16 protein-coding genes are annotated in these 18,305 nt (G+C 21.9%); 3 read left to right on the top strand and 13 right to left on the bottom strand.

Annotated elements, in window-relative coordinates; translation table 4 throughout:
- The first annotated feature begins 115 nt into the window (after positions 1 to 115).
- Complete coding sequence (locus SFLOR_RS02880; protein ID WP_100916301.1) at positions 116 to 445, top strand: hypothetical protein; 330 nt, start codon at positions 116 to 118, stop codon at positions 443 to 445.
- Positions 412 to 1,266 (top strand): DDE-type integrase/transposase/recombinase, encoded by an 855-nt coding sequence (locus SFLOR_RS02875; protein WP_100916333.1) that lies wholly within the window; start codon positions 412 to 414, stop codon positions 1,264 to 1,266. Before SFLOR_RS02880 ends, SFLOR_RS02875 begins: the two co-directional genes overlap by 34 nt.
- 122 nt (positions 1,267 to 1,388) lie before the next feature.
- Here the strand turns inward: SFLOR_RS02875 and SFLOR_RS02870 are convergent, their stop codons facing one another.
- From SFLOR_RS02870 to SFLOR_RS02835, 8 genes are all read right to left on the bottom strand, one after another.
- Entirely contained in the window at positions 1,389 to 1,679 is a 291-nt protein-coding gene (locus SFLOR_RS02870) for a PadR family transcriptional regulator (RefSeq protein ID WP_100916594.1), read from the bottom strand.
- A gap of 35 nt (positions 1,680 to 1,714) precedes the next feature.
- Positions 1,715 to 2,728, bottom strand: coding sequence for a DUF1700 domain-containing protein (locus SFLOR_RS02865; RefSeq protein ID WP_100916593.1), 1,014 nt, complete (start codon positions 2,726 to 2,728; stop codon positions 1,715 to 1,717).
- 3 nt (positions 2,729 to 2,731) lie between these two features.
- Positions 2,732 to 3,136 carry a hypothetical protein gene (locus tag SFLOR_RS02860; protein ID WP_100916592.1) on the bottom strand — a complete coding sequence of 135 codons (405 nt, stop codon included), beginning with the start codon at positions 3,134 to 3,136 and terminating at the stop codon, positions 2,732 to 2,734.
- 331 nt (positions 3,137 to 3,467) lie between these two features.
- Positions 3,468 to 4,457, bottom strand: a complete 990-nt coding sequence (locus SFLOR_RS02855) for a hypothetical protein (RefSeq protein WP_100916591.1) — start codon at positions 4,455 to 4,457, stop codon at positions 3,468 to 3,470.
- Positions 4,458 to 4,468: 11 nt separating this feature from the next.
- Positions 4,469 to 8,572 (bottom strand): ABC transporter permease, encoded by a 4,104-nt coding sequence (locus tag SFLOR_RS02850; RefSeq protein WP_100916590.1) that lies wholly within the window; start codon positions 8,570 to 8,572, stop codon positions 4,469 to 4,471.
- A 7-nt stretch (positions 8,573 to 8,579) separates the two neighbouring features.
- Positions 8,580 to 9,923 carry a lipoprotein gene (locus SFLOR_RS02845; protein ID WP_100916589.1) on the bottom strand — a complete coding sequence of 448 codons (1,344 nt, stop codon included), beginning with the start codon at positions 9,921 to 9,923 and terminating at the stop codon, positions 8,580 to 8,582.
- A 92-nt stretch (positions 9,924 to 10,015) separates the two neighbouring features.
- Complete coding sequence (locus tag SFLOR_RS02840) at positions 10,016 to 10,708, bottom strand: hypothetical protein (protein ID WP_100916588.1); 693 nt, start codon at positions 10,706 to 10,708, stop codon at positions 10,016 to 10,018.
- A gap of 510 nt (positions 10,709 to 11,218) precedes the next feature.
- On the bottom strand, positions 11,219 to 11,656 hold the full coding sequence (locus SFLOR_RS02835) for a MarR family winged helix-turn-helix transcriptional regulator (RefSeq protein WP_100916587.1): 438 nt from the start codon (positions 11,654 to 11,656) through the stop codon (positions 11,219 to 11,221).
- A gap of 138 nt (positions 11,657 to 11,794) precedes the next feature.
- On the opposite strand from SFLOR_RS02835, the gene SFLOR_RS06040 reads away from it, so the two are divergent.
- The gene (locus SFLOR_RS06040; RefSeq protein WP_100916586.1) at positions 11,795 to 13,747 is read left to right on the top strand and encodes an ABC transporter ATP-binding protein; all 1,953 of its coding nucleotides are present in this window, start codon (positions 11,795 to 11,797) and stop codon (positions 13,745 to 13,747) included.
- An 833-nt stretch (positions 13,748 to 14,580) separates the two neighbouring features.
- Here SFLOR_RS06040 and SFLOR_RS02825 read toward each other — a convergent pair.
- The 5 genes from SFLOR_RS02825 to SFLOR_RS02805 all read right to left on the bottom strand — a co-directional run bounded on the left by SFLOR_RS02825 (position 14,581) and on the right by SFLOR_RS02805 (position 18,305).
- Positions 14,581 to 14,979, bottom strand: a complete 399-nt coding sequence (locus tag SFLOR_RS02825; RefSeq protein WP_100916585.1) for a hypothetical protein — start codon at positions 14,977 to 14,979, stop codon at positions 14,581 to 14,583.
- A gap of 638 nt (positions 14,980 to 15,617) precedes the next feature.
- Entirely contained in the window at positions 15,618 to 16,733 is a 1,116-nt protein-coding gene (locus SFLOR_RS02820) for an AEC family transporter (RefSeq protein WP_100916584.1), read from the bottom strand.
- A gap of 30 nt (positions 16,734 to 16,763) precedes the next feature.
- Positions 16,764 to 17,354 (bottom strand): ribosome biogenesis GTP-binding protein YihA/YsxC, encoded by a 591-nt coding sequence (yihA, locus tag SFLOR_RS02815; RefSeq protein ID WP_100916583.1) that lies wholly within the window; start codon positions 17,352 to 17,354, stop codon positions 16,764 to 16,766.
- A gap of 19 nt (positions 17,355 to 17,373) precedes the next feature.
- Positions 17,374 to 17,697: a hypothetical protein gene (locus SFLOR_RS02810; RefSeq protein WP_100916582.1), complete on the bottom strand. Its 324-nt coding sequence runs from the start codon at positions 17,695 to 17,697 to the stop codon at positions 17,374 to 17,376.
- A gap of 50 nt (positions 17,698 to 17,747) precedes the next feature.
- Complete coding sequence (locus SFLOR_RS02805) at positions 17,748 to 18,305, bottom strand: hypothetical protein (protein WP_100916581.1); 558 nt, start codon at positions 18,303 to 18,305, stop codon at positions 17,748 to 17,750.

Raw genomic sequence — 18,305 nt, 5'->3', positions numbered from 1 at the left:
TGATATCAATGATTATATAAAAAAAAAAAAAAAATCAACTTTTTTAACTTTTTTAGGGAATGTTCCCCCCATTTAGGCAACAATTTTTATACAATAATAGAAAAGGATAAAGTATATGGCAAAAAAAGGACAAAAGTTTAGAAAGTGAACTCAAGAAGAAAAAGAAAAAATTATTGAATTAAGTTTGAATGGTTATTCTCTAAAGGAAATAGCATTAAAATTTAACTCAACTACAGGATCAATTGGAACAATAATAAACAAATACAAAAATACAGATATTGGTGATTCAAAAACTCGTTTACCTTATAAAATAGATTACAGTATATCTCAAAAGGCAAATGATCTGTTTGTAGGAATTCTATTTGATTACAATAAGGAATTAATTAAGGAGAATGATATTTTAAAAAAGCAATGAGCCTCCAAGGCCAAAACCAAAAAGAAATAGTTCAACAATTATTGATAAATACCAAGAGCAATAGAACAATGATTTGTAAAATTTTAAATATTAATAGAACATCAACATATAAAAAAAATAAAACTTTAATGAATTTCCTGGATGATACAAGAATTATGAATTTAGTTATTTCAGAAATTGAAAGGAATAATTTCCTTAGTGCTTATAGTGCTAAAAGATGAGCCCTATATTTTAAATTAAATTATATTGACCCTTTCAGAATTAATCATAAAAAATTAGAACGTATATTTAAAAAATTTAATCATATTGCATATTACATTAAGAAACAATCTAAACATGAGATTAAAAGATATAACGAAACTATTAGAAAGAATTATTTAAAAGAAGCAAAAGAAATTGGTTTTGAAAATATTTGAACTAGTGATATAACTGAATTTTCAGTTAAAACAAAAAAAGGTTATATTTGCACAGTTCAAGATAATTTAACTGGAGAAATAATAGGAAAATCTAAAAGAATTGATAATCAAAAAACAGATTTTGTTCTTGAAGCTGTAGAAATGGCATATAAAAATAAAAAATATTTAGGTTCAATATTATTACATTCAGATAATGGAAATCAATATACCTCTCTGGATTACATAAGTTTATGTAATGATTTACAAATTATTAGAAGCTATTCAAAACCAGGAACACCTCATCATAATGGTAAACATGAAAGTTTTCATGGTCGTTTAAAAGATGAAACTATAAGAACATGTCATATTGAAAACATTAATCAATGTATGGAAATAGCATGAGCATGATTGGACTTTTATAATAATGATAGAATTAGAATGAATAAAAAATGATAAAAAAAAAAAAAAAACGTTCCCAATTTGGGGGGAACGTTGAGGGAATTAAATTTCTATAAATAATATTAATAAGTAAACTACTCTATTTTTAATTTTGTATTTGTATGTATTTGTATTTACTTTTAGTTATCTTGCTTATTTTCATCTATAAAATTCTGTACTAAATTTACAAATTCATTTCAATTTTCTAAATATTCTTTAAGTTTTTCTAAACCAAGCTTAGTAATTTTATAATATTTTCTTACAGGACCATTGCTTGATTCTGCCAAGTAATATGATACCAAGCCCTTATCAACTAATTTTTTAAAAATAGCATAAGCTGTAGATTCATTTATTGAAATAAATTTATTTAATACTTTGTTTAATTCATATGCATAATAATCTTGTTTTTTTAAAAGGTCTAAAATAATCATATCTAGGACCCCTTTTTTTAATTGAATATCCAAATTTAAAATTTAACCTCATCTGGATTATATGTTATAGTGAAAATAATACTTGAAATGTTAAAAATTTTTAAATTTAAAGAAACATTAACTGGCTGCAAATGATAATTATTGAAATTCTTATCTTGTTTTATTTCATAGTCAAAATTTAAAGAAGATTTAAAATTATAATCTCTTTTAACTTTTAATTCACTTTTTAATTCTTTGTCTTCTATTAGATTGATTTTATATCAACTATAATCTCTTAAAAAACTATAATTAAAATTCAATTTTTCATTATCTTTAGTTTCCATAAAACTTGAATAGTTTAATGTATCTGTTTTAGTATTAATCATATTCCCAGACAATGATGCTCCCCCAATTGTTTTAGGTCCAGCAAAAGTTCCAATTACACCTGCAAACGTAAATAGAGAAAATACACTTAATAAAATTATTATAATAATTTTATTTTTTTTACTTTTGACTTTATCTGTTTTATTATAAATTTCCATTTCTCTGCCAACTACAAGTTCAATTGAAATTTTAAAAAATAGTTTTTCAAATTTATATATTTCTATTCCTATATAGAAAAATAAAATTGCTAACAAAGGTAACAAACCTAATGATAAAAATGTTCCCCCAATTGCTTGTAAAGTTTCAAAGTTAAGTCAAAATAATACTAAAGAAAATAAAAATCCAACAATTAGTACAAAACTTGTAGTAAAAAATATTATTGAAAAAAGAAATACAAGTATTTGAGGTAATATAGTTGATAATCCCAAAAGCATTTTTGCTAATCCTGATGATTTATACTCCTTAGCTTTTTCTTTTTTAATATCAATTTCTAACTCTTGATAAATATTGCTTGCAATTGACTCTGGACTTTCAAAGCTATTAATAATATCTGTAGTTGATTCTCCACTTTTATAACGATCATAAATTTGTAAACGATAATTTGAAATAAAATCTTCTCTATCTTTTGGTTTTAAAAATCTAAGCTGTTTTTCAAGATTTTTTAAAAATAAAATTTCTATTTTCATTTTTTATTCCCCTTTTGATGAAGTTTCTTCATCTTCAACACCAACATTTTCTAATAAATCAATATTATATTTTTTTTCATAATATATTTCTCTAACAAAAATAATTCAAACAATTAATGAAAATATGCTAATAATTGATCCAACTCCTGAAAATAATAATTTTATCTCATTTTTGCTATTTATTTTATTTTTTAAATCCATTGCCAATACAATACCTATTCAAATATTTGCATATAAAAAATATATTGAAAATAGTCAAAGCAATAAAATTGCTTCATTTGTTAATGGGTATATGCTTTGTACCACTGCTGCTATTAACAAAGACAATGTTGACATAGTTTGTAATATTAATGTAACTATACATGCTTTAATTCTTTGCGAATTAATCTCTTTTAATTTTATATTCATTGTTTTCTCCTATCACTACTATAATATAGTTAGTATTATACATTGTCAAGTAGTATAATATAAGATATTTCATTTTTATTTTTAATAAAACTATTTTTACTATAATAATCATATTATTAATTTTAAAAAGCTAAAAATATAAATTTTTGATAACGTACAAGTTACTTTTAAAAAAATTGTCAGAATAAGATTCTATAAAATTAGTTTTAGTTAAAACTTTATTCAGATTTTTTCTAAAATATTAAAATAAAAAAAATAATCTAAAATACTTTAGATTATTCTTTGCTTCTAATTATTTTATTCAAAGTAACATTGAGTTATTTTAAACAAATTAACGAGAGATTATTTCATTGCCAAAATAATTAAATGTTAATTCCAATTTTCCTGTAAGATAATTTTTATATTTACTTCCAGTATCTTTAAGAGTTTCAAAAACTGCTTTATAATAGTTTTTATCTATTTTATTAATTTTTATACCTTCTATATCAATGTCATTTACTAAAATTGTTAAATATTGTAATTTATTTGAGAAATTTAAAGTAACGTATTGAGAGAAAATTTGAAAAGGATTTACAGTTTTAAGTATTCCTAAATCATTTTTTACATTAGTTCCTCCTTCTTTTGCAAGATTATTAATATCAATTTTTTCAGAAGGTCAATTAGGATTTGGTCCAGTCACATTAAAATCTAATGTAATTTGTCCATAAAATTTATCCCTATTTTTTTTATCAAAGTCTTTAAAATTTAATATTGCATTTTTATCTGTTATTGTAATATTCTCACTGTTTAACATTTCCTTTGCAATATCATCAATTCTAGAAATTAAGTTTAAATTATTAAAGATCATTTTCATAAGTACAGTTTTTACTCTATTATCTTCAATGTCTTTTAAATTAGTTTTTAAAATTACATCTTTTAGATATTTAGAGTTAGAAATTTTTTGTTTAACTTCAATTTTGTCATTTTCATTTAATTTATTTTTTATTACAAAAAAATAGTTTCCATTTCTTAGTAAATTATCTTCTAAACCTTTTTCTAGAATCATTTTATTGCGAGTTATATCTCAGCTTAAATTATTTAAATTATATCCAGCTAATTGTAAATACTTATTTAATTCATCAATTAAATCATAAGTATAAACATATTTTTTGACATCTATTTTTTTACTGTCAAAACCTTTAAAACCATATTGTTTTATCAAATATACAGGTTCTGGTCTTATTATTTCTTTATACTCTGTTGTTGTTTTACAAGAAAGCACACTAAAAGAAGTTGATGTTGTCATTGAAATAGTTGTTAAAAACATTAATATTTTTTTCATTTATTCTCCACCTAGCTTTCTTGAACAGCTAATAATAAATTAATTCTTTTTAAAATAAATCAACTTATTATTGAAGCTAATATATAAATAATTCATACTAATAAAAATGTTGATATGCTATATCATCATGTTGTTGCAAAAAATGGAACAACAATACCTGAAGTAATTAGATTTGAAGAAACAATTTGAACTATTAAAATACCAAATCCTATACCAATTAACGTAGTTATAAGAACTATAGGAATATACATTCCGATAAATAACTTAATTATATAAAAGTTTTTATATCCAAGAACTTTTAATACAGCTATATTTTTTTGATATTTAACTATTACTAAGTTAACTATTAACATAATTATAATTACACAAATTAATAAGAAAATAGTTGTTACATAATAGACAATAACTTTTGCATACTTCATTATACGTGACATTATTTCTAAAGCTGCTTGTTTTTGATCAATGGATTTAATTGCCGATATTTGATATCCTGAAATAGTTTGAGAGTTTACAACTCCACCATTCAAACCATAACTTGAGAAATCTCCAAATTGTTGACTTACAGTAATTCCCTTACTTAAATCTGCAAAAGAATTATCTTTTGAATTTTTGTAATTGAATATTGGATATTCACTTTCAAAAAGTTTAAGTATATCTTCTCTTTTTGAGTCTTGTTCAACTCACTTTTTAAAACTCTCAAATTTATTTTTATACTCATTTTGAGAATAATTCTTAATTTCTCAATCTCCTATTTTTTGAATAAATTCTTTTAACACAGAATTTGCATTATCTTTATCTTTTGGATTAATTCACTCTTTAATAAAATTTTGAAAAAGAATTTGTTCGCTTTTATCATATCCATATATTTTTTTTACACTATTATTTTGAACTCATGCTTTTGCACTTCCATATTGTCGAGATATACCAACAACTTTATAAGTTTTATTTTCACTCACTCTTTTTTTAGTAACTCTTCCTGAATCTACTTTTTCAGACATTTCTGTTGGTTTTGTCATTGTTTCAGATGTTGTATCTAAATCTGTATTATAAACAAATTGATTATCATTTTGAGTTATTTGTTTATTTTTCCATCCTTTTTGTTTAGAACTTACAAGAGATCTTGAATACAATTCTTTAGAATTTGTATATAACTCTCCTTTAGCATCCATTTTTGTTGTATCTCAACTATATGGATCTAATTCTTTTTCATTTACAGCTAAAACTTTTTTAAAATGTTCAACATCAATTGTTTCTCCAACTTTAGCTTTTAAAATTTTTGCTAGAGAAGAATTTAAAACTATATTATTTTCATCTTCAAAAAGTTTTTCTTTTAAATTATTATTATTGAAATCAAAAAGAGATTGAGTTCTATTTTCTTTATTAAGACCATATATTTTAAAAGTTTTATTTTTAAAAGCAGCTTCAATTGCAATTCCTAAGTCATTTGTTGATTTAACATAAGGTATTATATTAAACAAAGCATTAAACTGTTTGCTTTCATCCAAAAAACTTTCTGAAATAATTTTTCTTAAAGCTTCTGGTGAACTTGCATATACTCCTTGTAGAAATCCTTGTTGTAAATTATCAATAAAATATGCTTTTATTCAATTATAAATTGCAGCTACATTACGAGATGTATTTTTTCATCATGTATCTTCATCATTTATTTCTAAATCTTCATAAAAGCTTTTTTCAAATATAGAATCTTTTCTAATTCTTCCTGATTTTGCCAATACTGGAGTTGCATCTCCTCCACTTATTCCAATTTTTTTTAACTGCTCATTACTAATTAATTTTTCTAAATTATTTTTGTATTGTCCATTTTCAAAATATTCTTTTCTTTGAATATTTAAACCTATTGTTGTTTTATATTTTAAATAAAAAACTCTTAAATTTTCAAAATCCTCAAGTTTATCTTTTAAACTATTTTTACTGCTAATCACTTCTAAAACTTTAGAAGATTCATAATACTGATCAAGTTTATAAAACTTATAATCTTTTCAAACACTAGATATTAAAGTTCCTTTTAAAACAGATTTATCAATTCCTTCAATATTAATGTCTAATTTTAAATCAGGATTTGTTAAAAAATCTTTATTTAAATTTTTATAAGTTAAATCTGATAATTTTGCAACATCTTCATTTGGTGTAAAAGTTGAAGATGATATTTGATTATTTAAATACATATCAAATATTTCTTGAGCACTATTTGTTTTATTATTTTTTTCACTTATAGGATTATATGTTTTATAAAAAGTAGTTGGAGCATTATAGATTGGAGATTCATATTCAATTTGATTATCATAATTATTATCTATATATTTGTACTTTGTATAATTATTTAAAATTGAAGGAGCAATAACACCAATGGAAGTTATTGTTGAAGAAATCAACATAACTGATGTTATAGTTATCAATCTTGATATTGAAGAAGCCAATATTGCTCCTTTAAATCTAGAATCAAACTTTTTACTTCTTGTTAAAAATTTTTGAATTTTAAGTTTATATTTATTTACTGTTGAAATATTTTCATAGTTTATCATTTGCAAAGCATTATATTTATTAAAAACAAAATAATTAATAGACAGTGTCACTATTAGTAAAAATAGAAATAATCCTATAACCATTGTTAATAGACCCAACCATGAAAAACTAATTTGTGAGAAATTCATAGTAAAGAAATTTTTAAAAATATTTATAATAAATATTTGCATTGGTAATGCTAGAAGATATCCTAACGTTCCCCCTATTATTGAAATAAAAAAGGGATACAAACAGTTAGACATTATAAGTTCATTTTTTTTATAACCAAGAGACAATAATATTCCATTTTGTCCAAATGTTTTTTGAATATTATTTCTTAAAATTATAGTTAAAATTCATATTCCAATTAGTACAGTTACAATTGTAACTGCATACATAATTATTTTAAAATATTTAATTATTTGTAAATACATCTGAGTTCTTAAAACAAAAGAGTAATCTTTATCTGCAACATCATAGATAACTTTATCAGAACTAGAGGATGGTGGATCATAGCTAATTGTTAAACCATATTCTCTTGCTTTGTTGATATCTGTTAATATTGAATTTAATTCTCCATTCATCTCTTTATTACTTTTATTTACAAATTTTAAAGAATAATAAACTTCTTTATCTCTTGGAGAAATTAGTCTAAGTGTTTCTTGTGATTGAGTTTCAGAATTATAATTTCAAACTCTAAAATTTTCAATTTCTTCTTTGCTAATAACTTCTTTCATTTTATTTACAATATTATCTTTAAAAGAAGTTTTTAAATATGTTTTTTGTCAACCAAAGTTTTTTGGATTTACATAGGCTAATCCTTCATTATTTAAATTTGGCAATGGTGAATTGGAAGATATTATAGGCATCATGAAGTCTGCACTTGATCCATAACCTACAACTTGAAATCAATTCATTGATGAATAGTTTGAATTAACAATTCATTCATTAATATCTTTATTTTCATATTGTGAAATATCAACTGAATTTCTTTCACTATTTTTAACTAAAATAGTTGAACCAAAAGAATCATCATTCAAACGAATAATATCATTAATTTTAATATTATTATTTTTTGCAAATTGTTCAGAGAGATAAACTCACCTTTTAGACAAATCATTTTCTGAATCAACATAACTTTTTCAAGTTTTCAAACTCATACCATTTTTGACAATAAATGTATCAACTTTTTTCTCAGGTTCTAAGTTAATAACTTTAATATTTTTATTTGAACCTAAAATAAAATTTCTAGTTTCTGTTCTATCAAAATAGAATTTTAAATTACTGTTTTTTTTATCTAAACTATTCTTTAAGTAATTTAAAATAATTTCATCTCTAACTTCATTATTTGCAATAGTTTTAAATTCATCATTTTCTATATAATTGTAGCTACTTTCTGTAAACTGAATGATTGAGTCATGTAAATTACTCTTTAATGCAAAATCTTCTCTACTCTTAACTAATCTTTGTGAAGAAGAATCTGTCATAGTGAATATAAAAACAGATAAAAACATTAACAAAATAACCATTACTAATTGTAATTTATTTTTGATAATGTTTTTAAATATGTTTCTAAAAAATAATTTTTGCATTATAAAACTATTCTTGTACTACAAATTTATAGCCAAAGGTTTTTCCTTCTTTTGGAGGTTTAAGTTTTTTAATTAACTCCTTATCTTTTTCTTGATCTAATTGATATGAAACTAATTGAAATGCCATTGGGTCAAATGCATAAACATAATCTCCTCCAGGAAGCAATTCAATTGTTGGAGTTTCATTTTCACTTGCAAAATTAATTGTTGAAAACTTTATAAACATTTCTTTTGATACTTGATTTTTAAAAGCACTATCTGCTTGATCATAAATCTCTGAAATTATTGTTTTAATGTCTTTAGAAGCATATGCTTTTTTTGATACTGTAAAGTCTTTTGAACTGGGTCTATGTTCTCCTAAAATCAATCTATCTTCTTTTTGCAAATTAAATTTAATATTTACTGTTTGTGAATCAGTTGCTGTAATTATATTATTTGAAACCAAACTATTTTGTTCTCCCCCTCATGATAAGTTTAATTTAAAGAAATTCATAGACATATTTTCTTCTATTTTTGAAGAACTAACTCCTGCAATAGCCATAGCTGATAAAACTAAATCAGTTGCTAAATAAGAGAATAGTTTATTTCTATCTCCTAGATTTTGAAACAATATAGGTAAAGCTACAAGAATATTTCCTTCAGCAACATTATTGCCTTGCTCATCTTTATAAGTTCCATCAAAATAATTTCTTCTATTATCATATAAAGATCCTGGCAAATAAATATTTCCTATCTCTGTAACTTTTAAAATATCATTTGAACTTACATTTTTGTTAAGTGTTAAAATAACTTCTTCAGTTCCTTTTAAAATATTTTGATTTTTTGATTTGATTGTTACTGTATCGTTATTATAATTTATATCTCCAATTTCAATATCTTCTTCATTTAAGAAAACTCCGTTCATTATTGCAAATGAAGTTCTTATTGAATTTTTTGTAACTTTTTTATTCTTCACTACATCACTTGCACTAATTGTTTTATTTATAACACCATTCTCATCCATTTCTCCTACAAGAATATTTCTTACCAATGCTTGATTGTTATCAGATAAATCTAAAGCTTTAATTTTATAATTAAAAATAATTGGTTCAAATTTACCATTAGAATTTGAAGATTTTTTATAAACTAATCGTGCACTATTTTGATTGTAATCAAATACTTCAAGTTCATCTATATTTGCATTTGGGTTTTTCTCTTTGTAAGCTTTTAAAATAGTTTCGGGTAAAACATTATTTAATAAAACATCTTCTGTTTTTGTATTTGAAGATGATGGTTTTGCACATGCAACTGCTGTTATACTTGTAGAAGCAGTTATTCCTAATGCTCCTAATAATGATAATAATTTTTTCATAATTTTATACTTCTCTTTCATTTAAATTTATACATAAAAATTTAAACTTTGAATTTAAGCATATAAGTATTTTTTCAAGTTATTACAAAAAATTAAATCCTTGGTGGAATTGTTGCTTTTTTCATATCTTTTAAAGATAGAGAATTTTTTAATGAATATCTCATTTCATTTTCTTGATGTAAATAAGAAAGAAAAACTTTAATAGCTTCTTTAAATTTAAATTTTTGATTTTTAAAATCAAAAATATTTAAATGAAATAAGGAACGTAAATATAATAATTGCATTTTAAAAATAAAATCCTCTTCATAATTTGCTATAATATTTTTTTTAACAACAAATTTATAAATAAAAGTCAATATTGTTAAAACAATCATTGAAATAGCAGTTAAAGAAGTATAAGTTAAAATTCAAATAGTAAATTCAAAATGTCTACTTCTTCTTATGTAAAAATTTATTAAAAATAAAGCAATAAAAGGTAAAGTTAGATAAATTATTTTAGCCAAAATTTCTAAATTCTCTTTTTTTATCATTCATTTCAAATTTTGATTGTTACTGTTAATATCAACAAAATGCATAAATTTACTAAATTGAATAATCAAAGTAAATAACATTATAAGCATAAATAGTGTATTTAAAACAATATTAAAATGTTTAAATATACTATCTGTTCTTTTGTTTATAAAAACTTCATATTCATTTATAGTTATTAAACAAAAATGAATAAAAATTATTGTAACAAATATAAAATATATTAAATGTTTATTTCATTTTTTTATTTTTAGCATATATTCACCTACAAAGTTTCATAAATTAACTTATAAGTACATTTTTATTATATGAATTTTTTTATTCATTTAATTTTAGAACAAAACAAAGTTTACCCTTAAAACTATTTTTAGTTTTAAACTTAAAAATATATTAACACATATTTTATTCAAATTAGAATATTAAGGTTTTTATTTAATATTTAAATCTGCTTAATTAAAAAAAAGAAAAGCTTTTTAGTACTTTTCTCTTTTAAACTTTTAGATTAAATCTCTTTTAGCAATTTAAATCATAGGTTTTATTATAAATACAATAGAAATTCTTGAAATTTATACATAATAATTGGCATAGTTTGATTTGTTTTTGACATTATAAACATTAAGCTATTTGGCTTATTAAAAGTATAAAGTAGTAACAAATAAGCATAATCAAAACTGTATAGCTTTTTTCATTATACTTTTTAATAACTCTTTTTAGCTTATTTTTATATAATAAATATTGTTCTTTTTTTAAATTTAAAGTATTTTAATCTAAAAATCAGAATATTTAGTTATCATTTTTTTAAACATTAATGATAACTCTTTTGTATTTTCTTCATTAAATCCCATTTCTTTTTCATATTCATTAACTCATTCAATAATATCTTTAACTACACTTTCACCCTTTTGAGTTAAATACAATTCATTTTCATTTGCTCTTGAAGAGACTTTTTTTTCAATATAATTGTTTTTAATTAAAATTTGAATATTTCTGTGTATTGTTGAAGTATTTGTATCTGTTAAATCAGCTAATTCTACTTGACTGATACCTTCAACATTTTTAATAAACATTAAATGTAAATATGCTAACCTATATAGATCTGGATATTTTCTGATCATTCTTAAACTTATTCTTTTACTTAAGATGATAATAACTAAGTTTCCTTTTACAAGAGTACTTAAATTATCTAAATTGTATTGTTTTTTCATTGACACCTCTAAAAAACTATTATAAGATTAACTTGTTTCATATGAAATGAGTTAATCTATTTGAAATAATATAACTTATTTGAAATAATATTTGTCACTAATATTTATTATAAAGAAAAATACGGGGAATAGAAAAAAATGATTATTAAAAAAAGAAAAAAAGTAGAACTCTACGTTCACTTATTCAATGCAATGAAAAACAAAAAAATATTAACATTTTTAATGTTTATGATAACAGTTTCAATTGCTTTATTGTTAATTTGAAATATTAAAGCAATTGAATATATTACAGCTCTTTTAGTATCTAAAAGTGTTTTAGATTCAATGCTTTCATTGAAAACAAATGATATTTATGAAATCATTAAACAATTAGGATTGAATTTGACTCAAGAACAAATTGATCAAATTTTAAATAGTATAAATGTTGGATCTAGCGTATATGAACAAATAATTCAAAAGTTCTTTTATGATTTTGTTCATTATGATGGACAAAACCTATCAATAACTTTATTTGGTAAAAATTTTGGTTTATATGCTTTATCATTTTCAATGATTTTTGATGTTACACTTGTTGTAATACTCTCTTATATAAATTTTATTATCAGTGGTCATATTGCTCAAGCATATGAAACACAATTAAAAAGAAAACTTATAAATAAAATAATTGATCAAGACTTACATTATTTTAATTCTAATAAAACTGGTCAATTAATTTCAACAATAGTAAAAGATAGTTCTATTGTCTCTTCTTACATAAAAGAAGCACCAATTATTTACTTTTTATCAACAATTACAATTTCATTTTCTGCAATATTAATGTTTAATATTAGTTGAAAATTAGCTTTATGTGTATTTGGGTTATTACTTGCTTTTATGTTAATAATTTTTATAACAATAATAATTTCAAATAAAGCAACAAGAAAAATTAGTAAAATCTCACAAGGTTTAGACAATGAATTGAGTGAAAAAATATATAACATAAGATTAGTTAAATCTGTTGGAACTTTTAAAGAAGAAAAACAACATTTTGACGAAATGATCGATCATGTTTCTAAAAAGAAAAAGAAAAAATTCTTTGCTTCAGAAGTCCCTTCTGCATTAATAATTGGAGGTATAGGAAGCTTTTCAATGGCATCCATTATATTTGGAGTATTTCTATTTTATAATCAAACTCAAGCTCTAATTAGTATTATGACTTCATTTACAGCTGGTGTTATTGTTATGACAATTCCAATTATGCAATTGCGACAAATAATTTCTGACGCTCCTCAAGCAAGAGTATCTGCTGTAAATGTTAGTGCTTTGCTTGAAAGTGAAATTTTTATTGAAAAAGATAAAGAAAAAGAAATTAACGAAACAGTTAATTCAATTAGCTTAAAAAATATTGGATTTGCCTATCCTCAAACTGATGAATTTATTATTAAAGATTTTAATATTGATTTAGTTAAAGGTAAAAAGTATGCCTTTGTTGGACCTACTGGAAGTGGAAAATCAACAATAGCAAAATTATTGCTTCGTTTCTATGATCCTCAACAAGGAGAAATTCTTATTAACAATAAAATTAAATTAAAGGAATTAAACTTAAAATCATGATTAGATAAAGTTGGTTATGTAGATCAAGAACCTCAAATACTGAGTGGAAACATTTATCAAAATGTAAGTTATGGTTTAGAAAATAAAAATCACAAGGATATAATTGAAGCTTGTAAAAAAGCAAAAATACATGACTTAATTATGAGTTGACCAGATCAATATGAAACAATTTTATTTGAACGAGGAGCACAATTAAGTGGAGGACAAAAACAACGTCTAGTAATTGCTAGATTAATTTTAAAAAATCCTGAAATTTTAATACTTGATGAAGCAACAAGTGCTCTTGACAATATTGTTGAAGCAGAAATTCAAAAAGAATTAGAAAGTTTAATGGAAGGAAGAACAACAATATCAATTGCTCATAGACTAAGTACAATTAAAAATTTTGATGAAATTTATGTTTTAGAGCAAAAAAAAGGAATTGTTGATACAGGAAATTTTGAAAAATTAATTTCAACTGAAGGACTATTCAAAACTTTATATCAATTATCAAAATAAAAAACAAATCCCACACTTCTTTCTTGTGTGGGATTTTTTTTCATTTCAATATAATTTATGCTATTTTTCAAAAAAAAAAAAAAAAATAACTTCAATATTTTTTTTATAAAGTATTAAGATTAACATATTTTTTTGTGATTATAATAAATTTTTTAATTTATTTGTTTTAGTTTTAAAAGATTTAATTTATTTCAATAATTTGAGAAAGCAATTAAAACTTCATTAGTAAATATTAAAATATTTACTAATGAAGTTTATTTATAACATATTATTTAAATTAATAATTGTATTTCAAAGTAGCTTTTTAAAATTGACTTATTAATTTATCTTGTATTTTTTTATTTGAATAACTTTTGAATAAAAATATTAATCAAAAGTTTTAATTTATTTTATATATTTTTTTGACATCAACTAGTTTATTTATTTTTTTTATCATAATATTGTTTTCAATTATTTGAACTATTATGACTAGACTTTTTATAATAAGAATACTTTTTTTTTTTTTTTGGTTTAAAATCGAAACAATTTATATTTTTTCCTATTTCAATTAATTATATTATATAGGAAAAGTTTATCAGAATAAGTTTTCTAACGCCATTAATAATCAACTTTTTTTATCGTCCATATACTTTTTTTTTTTTTTTTAAGAATTTAAGAACAATTCAAATTGCTATTATTAATTATAAAAAAAAAAAAAAAAAGTCAGTGTTTTTTGTAATTATTCTAAATTATTCTTTTTAAAAAAATTAAAATAAAAAACTCTCCTTATATTTTCTTTATGTTTTCCCAACATTACTTATACTCAGAGAATTATATTTATTAATTTAAAAATTTTATTTTGCTTTTTTATATTCATTACAGATCATAATACCACTTGCTAGTAGTAAACCTGCAGATATTAAATTTATCCAGTAAATTGGATTTGAAATAGATCCTAATATTGAAAGAGCTGCAACAATAATTGAAAGTATTCCTGCTGCTAATATTTTTTTATTACTTTTATCTTTGGAAGTTAAAAATACTAAAATAATAATTGGAAATACTATTGTTATCATCAATCCTATTGCTAAAATTACTAATACAATAATTGCTGCAATTCATTTATCTGTTCCTGTTAATTCTTTAGATAATAGATATGCACAAGCAATAATAGCTATAATTGAAGATATCAATGTTGTTACAATCATAACTATTGAACCTGCAATTCCTAAACCTTTCGATGTAGTACTCATTTTTTTCACCTCCTTCAAATATTTCATAATAAATGACATATATTCAAGTTTTTAAAAAGTAAATTGCTTATTGAATATAAATTATTATTACTATTATTATTAAAAAACATAACTAAAATTATATGTTTAAAGATAATAAAATTACAAAATTAATAATAACTATTTTTGCAAATATAGATTAAAAACTTTTATATAGTATAGACATTATTATCTATAGAGGTTTTTCTTTTACATTATTAATTTTAATAAAAAAATATAGCAACTTAATCTGCAAAAAATTTTTTAGCACTTTACATTTCCTTCGAATCTTTTCTGTATATAATATTGTTTCTAAATAAATTATATAATTAAAGTGTATAGACTATAGAGAACTTAAAAGGATTTTGAAATTATTAAAATATTTTTAAGTTGATTTTAAATATTAATATCTAAATGTAAATAATATTAAGAAATTAAAATATCTTATTTTTTTATACTCCATTTATCTTTCTTTTTTAAGAATTTCAGAATAATTCAAACTGTTATTATTAATTATAAAAAAAAAAAAAAAATCAACTTTTTTGACTTTTCTTTAAAAAATGAAATTTACAACTCTTTGCATACATTCACTTTAGAACTTAATATTTTTAATTTTTTAATTATTGTGTAAATAAACTTGTTGCTCCAATTGCTGATGCAACAAGTATTCATACTGGTATCACTACAATACTTAATAATATTGTTAATGTTCCTATGTGCGAAGCTATTTTGGGTTCTTTATCATATAAAATAGCATAACCCACTATTGTATTTGCAGTTGGAGAAGCAACAATTGCAATACTTAAAACTAAAGCTAAAGATGATATTGAAGTTTCTGAAATTGATTTAAAAACTAATGAGAAAATAATAAATAAAACCAGACAAATTAAAGGTGTTATAAAACTTTTAACAAATGAAGCTCATCAAACTAATTTTGATTTAAATGCTTCTTTTATTTCACTTTTTGCCAAAATTGATCCCATAGAAAATCATGCAAGCGGACTTGCTAGAGGTGCTAAAATTGATAAAATTTGATTTACTCCTGGTATATATTTATCAACTCTGCTTATTGAATATCCTCCTTTAATAATGTTAACTCCAGGAATCAATTGAAATAGTCATAAAAATATTCCAACAAAAGTTTCAATTATTATTGGATTTTTAAAAACCTTAAAGAAATCTCATCATTTTTTGTTTTGATCAAGTAATGATTCTTGAATTGTTTTTTCATCATAATATTTTTTTTGCATAATACTTGCAGCAGCAGAGTACATAAAAATTCAAAAACCTACTAAAAATAAAGATGAATATAAATCAATTTCTTGTTGCTTTTGTGGATAAATTGCTTTAATTATCATTACTCCAAAATAAACTGCTGATGAAAAAGCAACACTCATAGCAAGTGTATCTTGTTTTGATTTTGTAGTTTTTAAGAAAAAGTATTTTGATCCAAAAGTTAAACTTGTATAAAAAATTAAACCAATAATTGCTATTGCAACTGATTCTCAAATATTTTCTGTATTAATATCTATTAAAAAACTTTTTAAAGCTAGTGCGGGCAATGCCACATACAATATTATTTTAACAATCACCTTTTCTCAATCAGCAAAAATTAATTGCTTTTTTTGAAAGATAAATCCTATAAATATAACAAGTGAAGCTGCTATTAAAATACTTCAAAAATTAAAATTTGAAACGACATCTACAATAGCTTTTAATGAATTGCTATAGAACATTGCTATCTCTCCTATTGTTAAAATTATTTATTAATTCATTTCAAACATTTCTATAAAAATGTCATAAACTTTATCTAAGTTATTTTTTTCTGTTGATGAAACTGACAAAAATTTATCATTTGAATCAAATTCCAAATTTTGCTTTATTATTTTTTCATTTTTTTGAATGTCATTTTTTTTACATTTATCTTTTTTCGTAGCTACAATAAAAACTTTAATTTTATGGTGTTTAAAAAACTTATACATTTCAATATCATCTTTTGTTGGAGGATGTCTTAAATCTACTAACTGACAAATAAACTTTAACTCTTCTCTATTTATTAAATATTCATCCATCATTTTGGCAAAAGCTAATTTTTGATCATGATTAACTCTTGCATAACCATATCCTGGAGCATCAACTATTCTAAATTGATTATTATTAATATCAAAAAAATTCAACAATCTTGTTTTTCCTGGTGTTGATGAAGTTTTTGCCAATTTATTTTGATTTGTTAAAGCATTAATAAAAGTAGATTTACCAACATTACTTCTTCCTATAAAACAAACTTCAGGAATATTATCTTTTAATCAACCACTTTTATTGGCAGCAGAAGTAATAAATTTTGCTTGTTTTATCATAATATTTTATTCTCCACTTTTATTTTTGTATTTTCACTAATTCTTTTATCATATTTTCAAACTCTTCTGTAATAAAGTCAACTTCTTCTACTTGTTTTTCTTTTTTTAAGATAACTTCATTATAATAAACAGTTAATTTATTAACAAAATTTTGTTGCTTTACAATTTTTTCTTTCAAAATTTCATTAGTATATTTCACATCTAATTGACTTTGTTTTTTAAGAGATTCTAAAATATTTTCTTGTATATCTAAATAAGCTTTAAAATCTTGTTTTTTAATTTTGTTTAAAGTTTTTAAAGAGAATAACTCTTTTTCTTGTTTATTTAATAATTTTTCTAGCATTTTAAAACTCCTTATTAAACTTACTTAAATTATAAAACAAATTTTCCAATTTAATTGTTTATTTTCAAGTTTAGACCTTTCAAAAAATCAAATAATCTTCAATTATAATTAAGTTTTATAATATCTTCTAACTGTTTTTCATCTTTAAATGTAATAAAAATAATGGTTCTTTTAAGATTGTGACTAATATCGACAATATCTTCTAATTTTATTACTTCATTAAATAAAATTAATTGATTTTCATATTCAAAAGCAACAATTGAAGATTGTTTATTGTTTAAAAGAATTATATATAAAAAAAGTTGAACAGTATAAGCTAAATAGCAAAATGTGAATATAATTCCTAATAATTGAATATTTCTAAATATTAAACTTATTGCAAAAAAAATTGACATTACTAAAAACATTGGAATGAATCCTACAAATATATATAAATTAAAAAAATTATACATTTTTTTATTTAAGTATTTATTTTCAGGTCAGATAAGTTTCATTTTTTTCAATCTTTTAAAGTGATTTGCAAAGAAAAAACATAATGCTAATGTTGTAAATGACATTAAAATATAGCCAGTAATCACACTACTTGTTCATACACTTGAATATAACAT

Origin of the sequence: Spiroplasma floricola 23-6, from assembly GCF_002813555.1 — a bacterium.
Taxonomy (GTDB): Bacteria; Bacillota_I; Bacilli_A; order Mycoplasmatales; family Mycoplasmataceae; genus Spiroplasma_A; species Spiroplasma_A floricola.
Note: the sequence above shows the minus strand (reverse complement) of the source record. Positions and strands in the feature narration are given on the sequence as shown.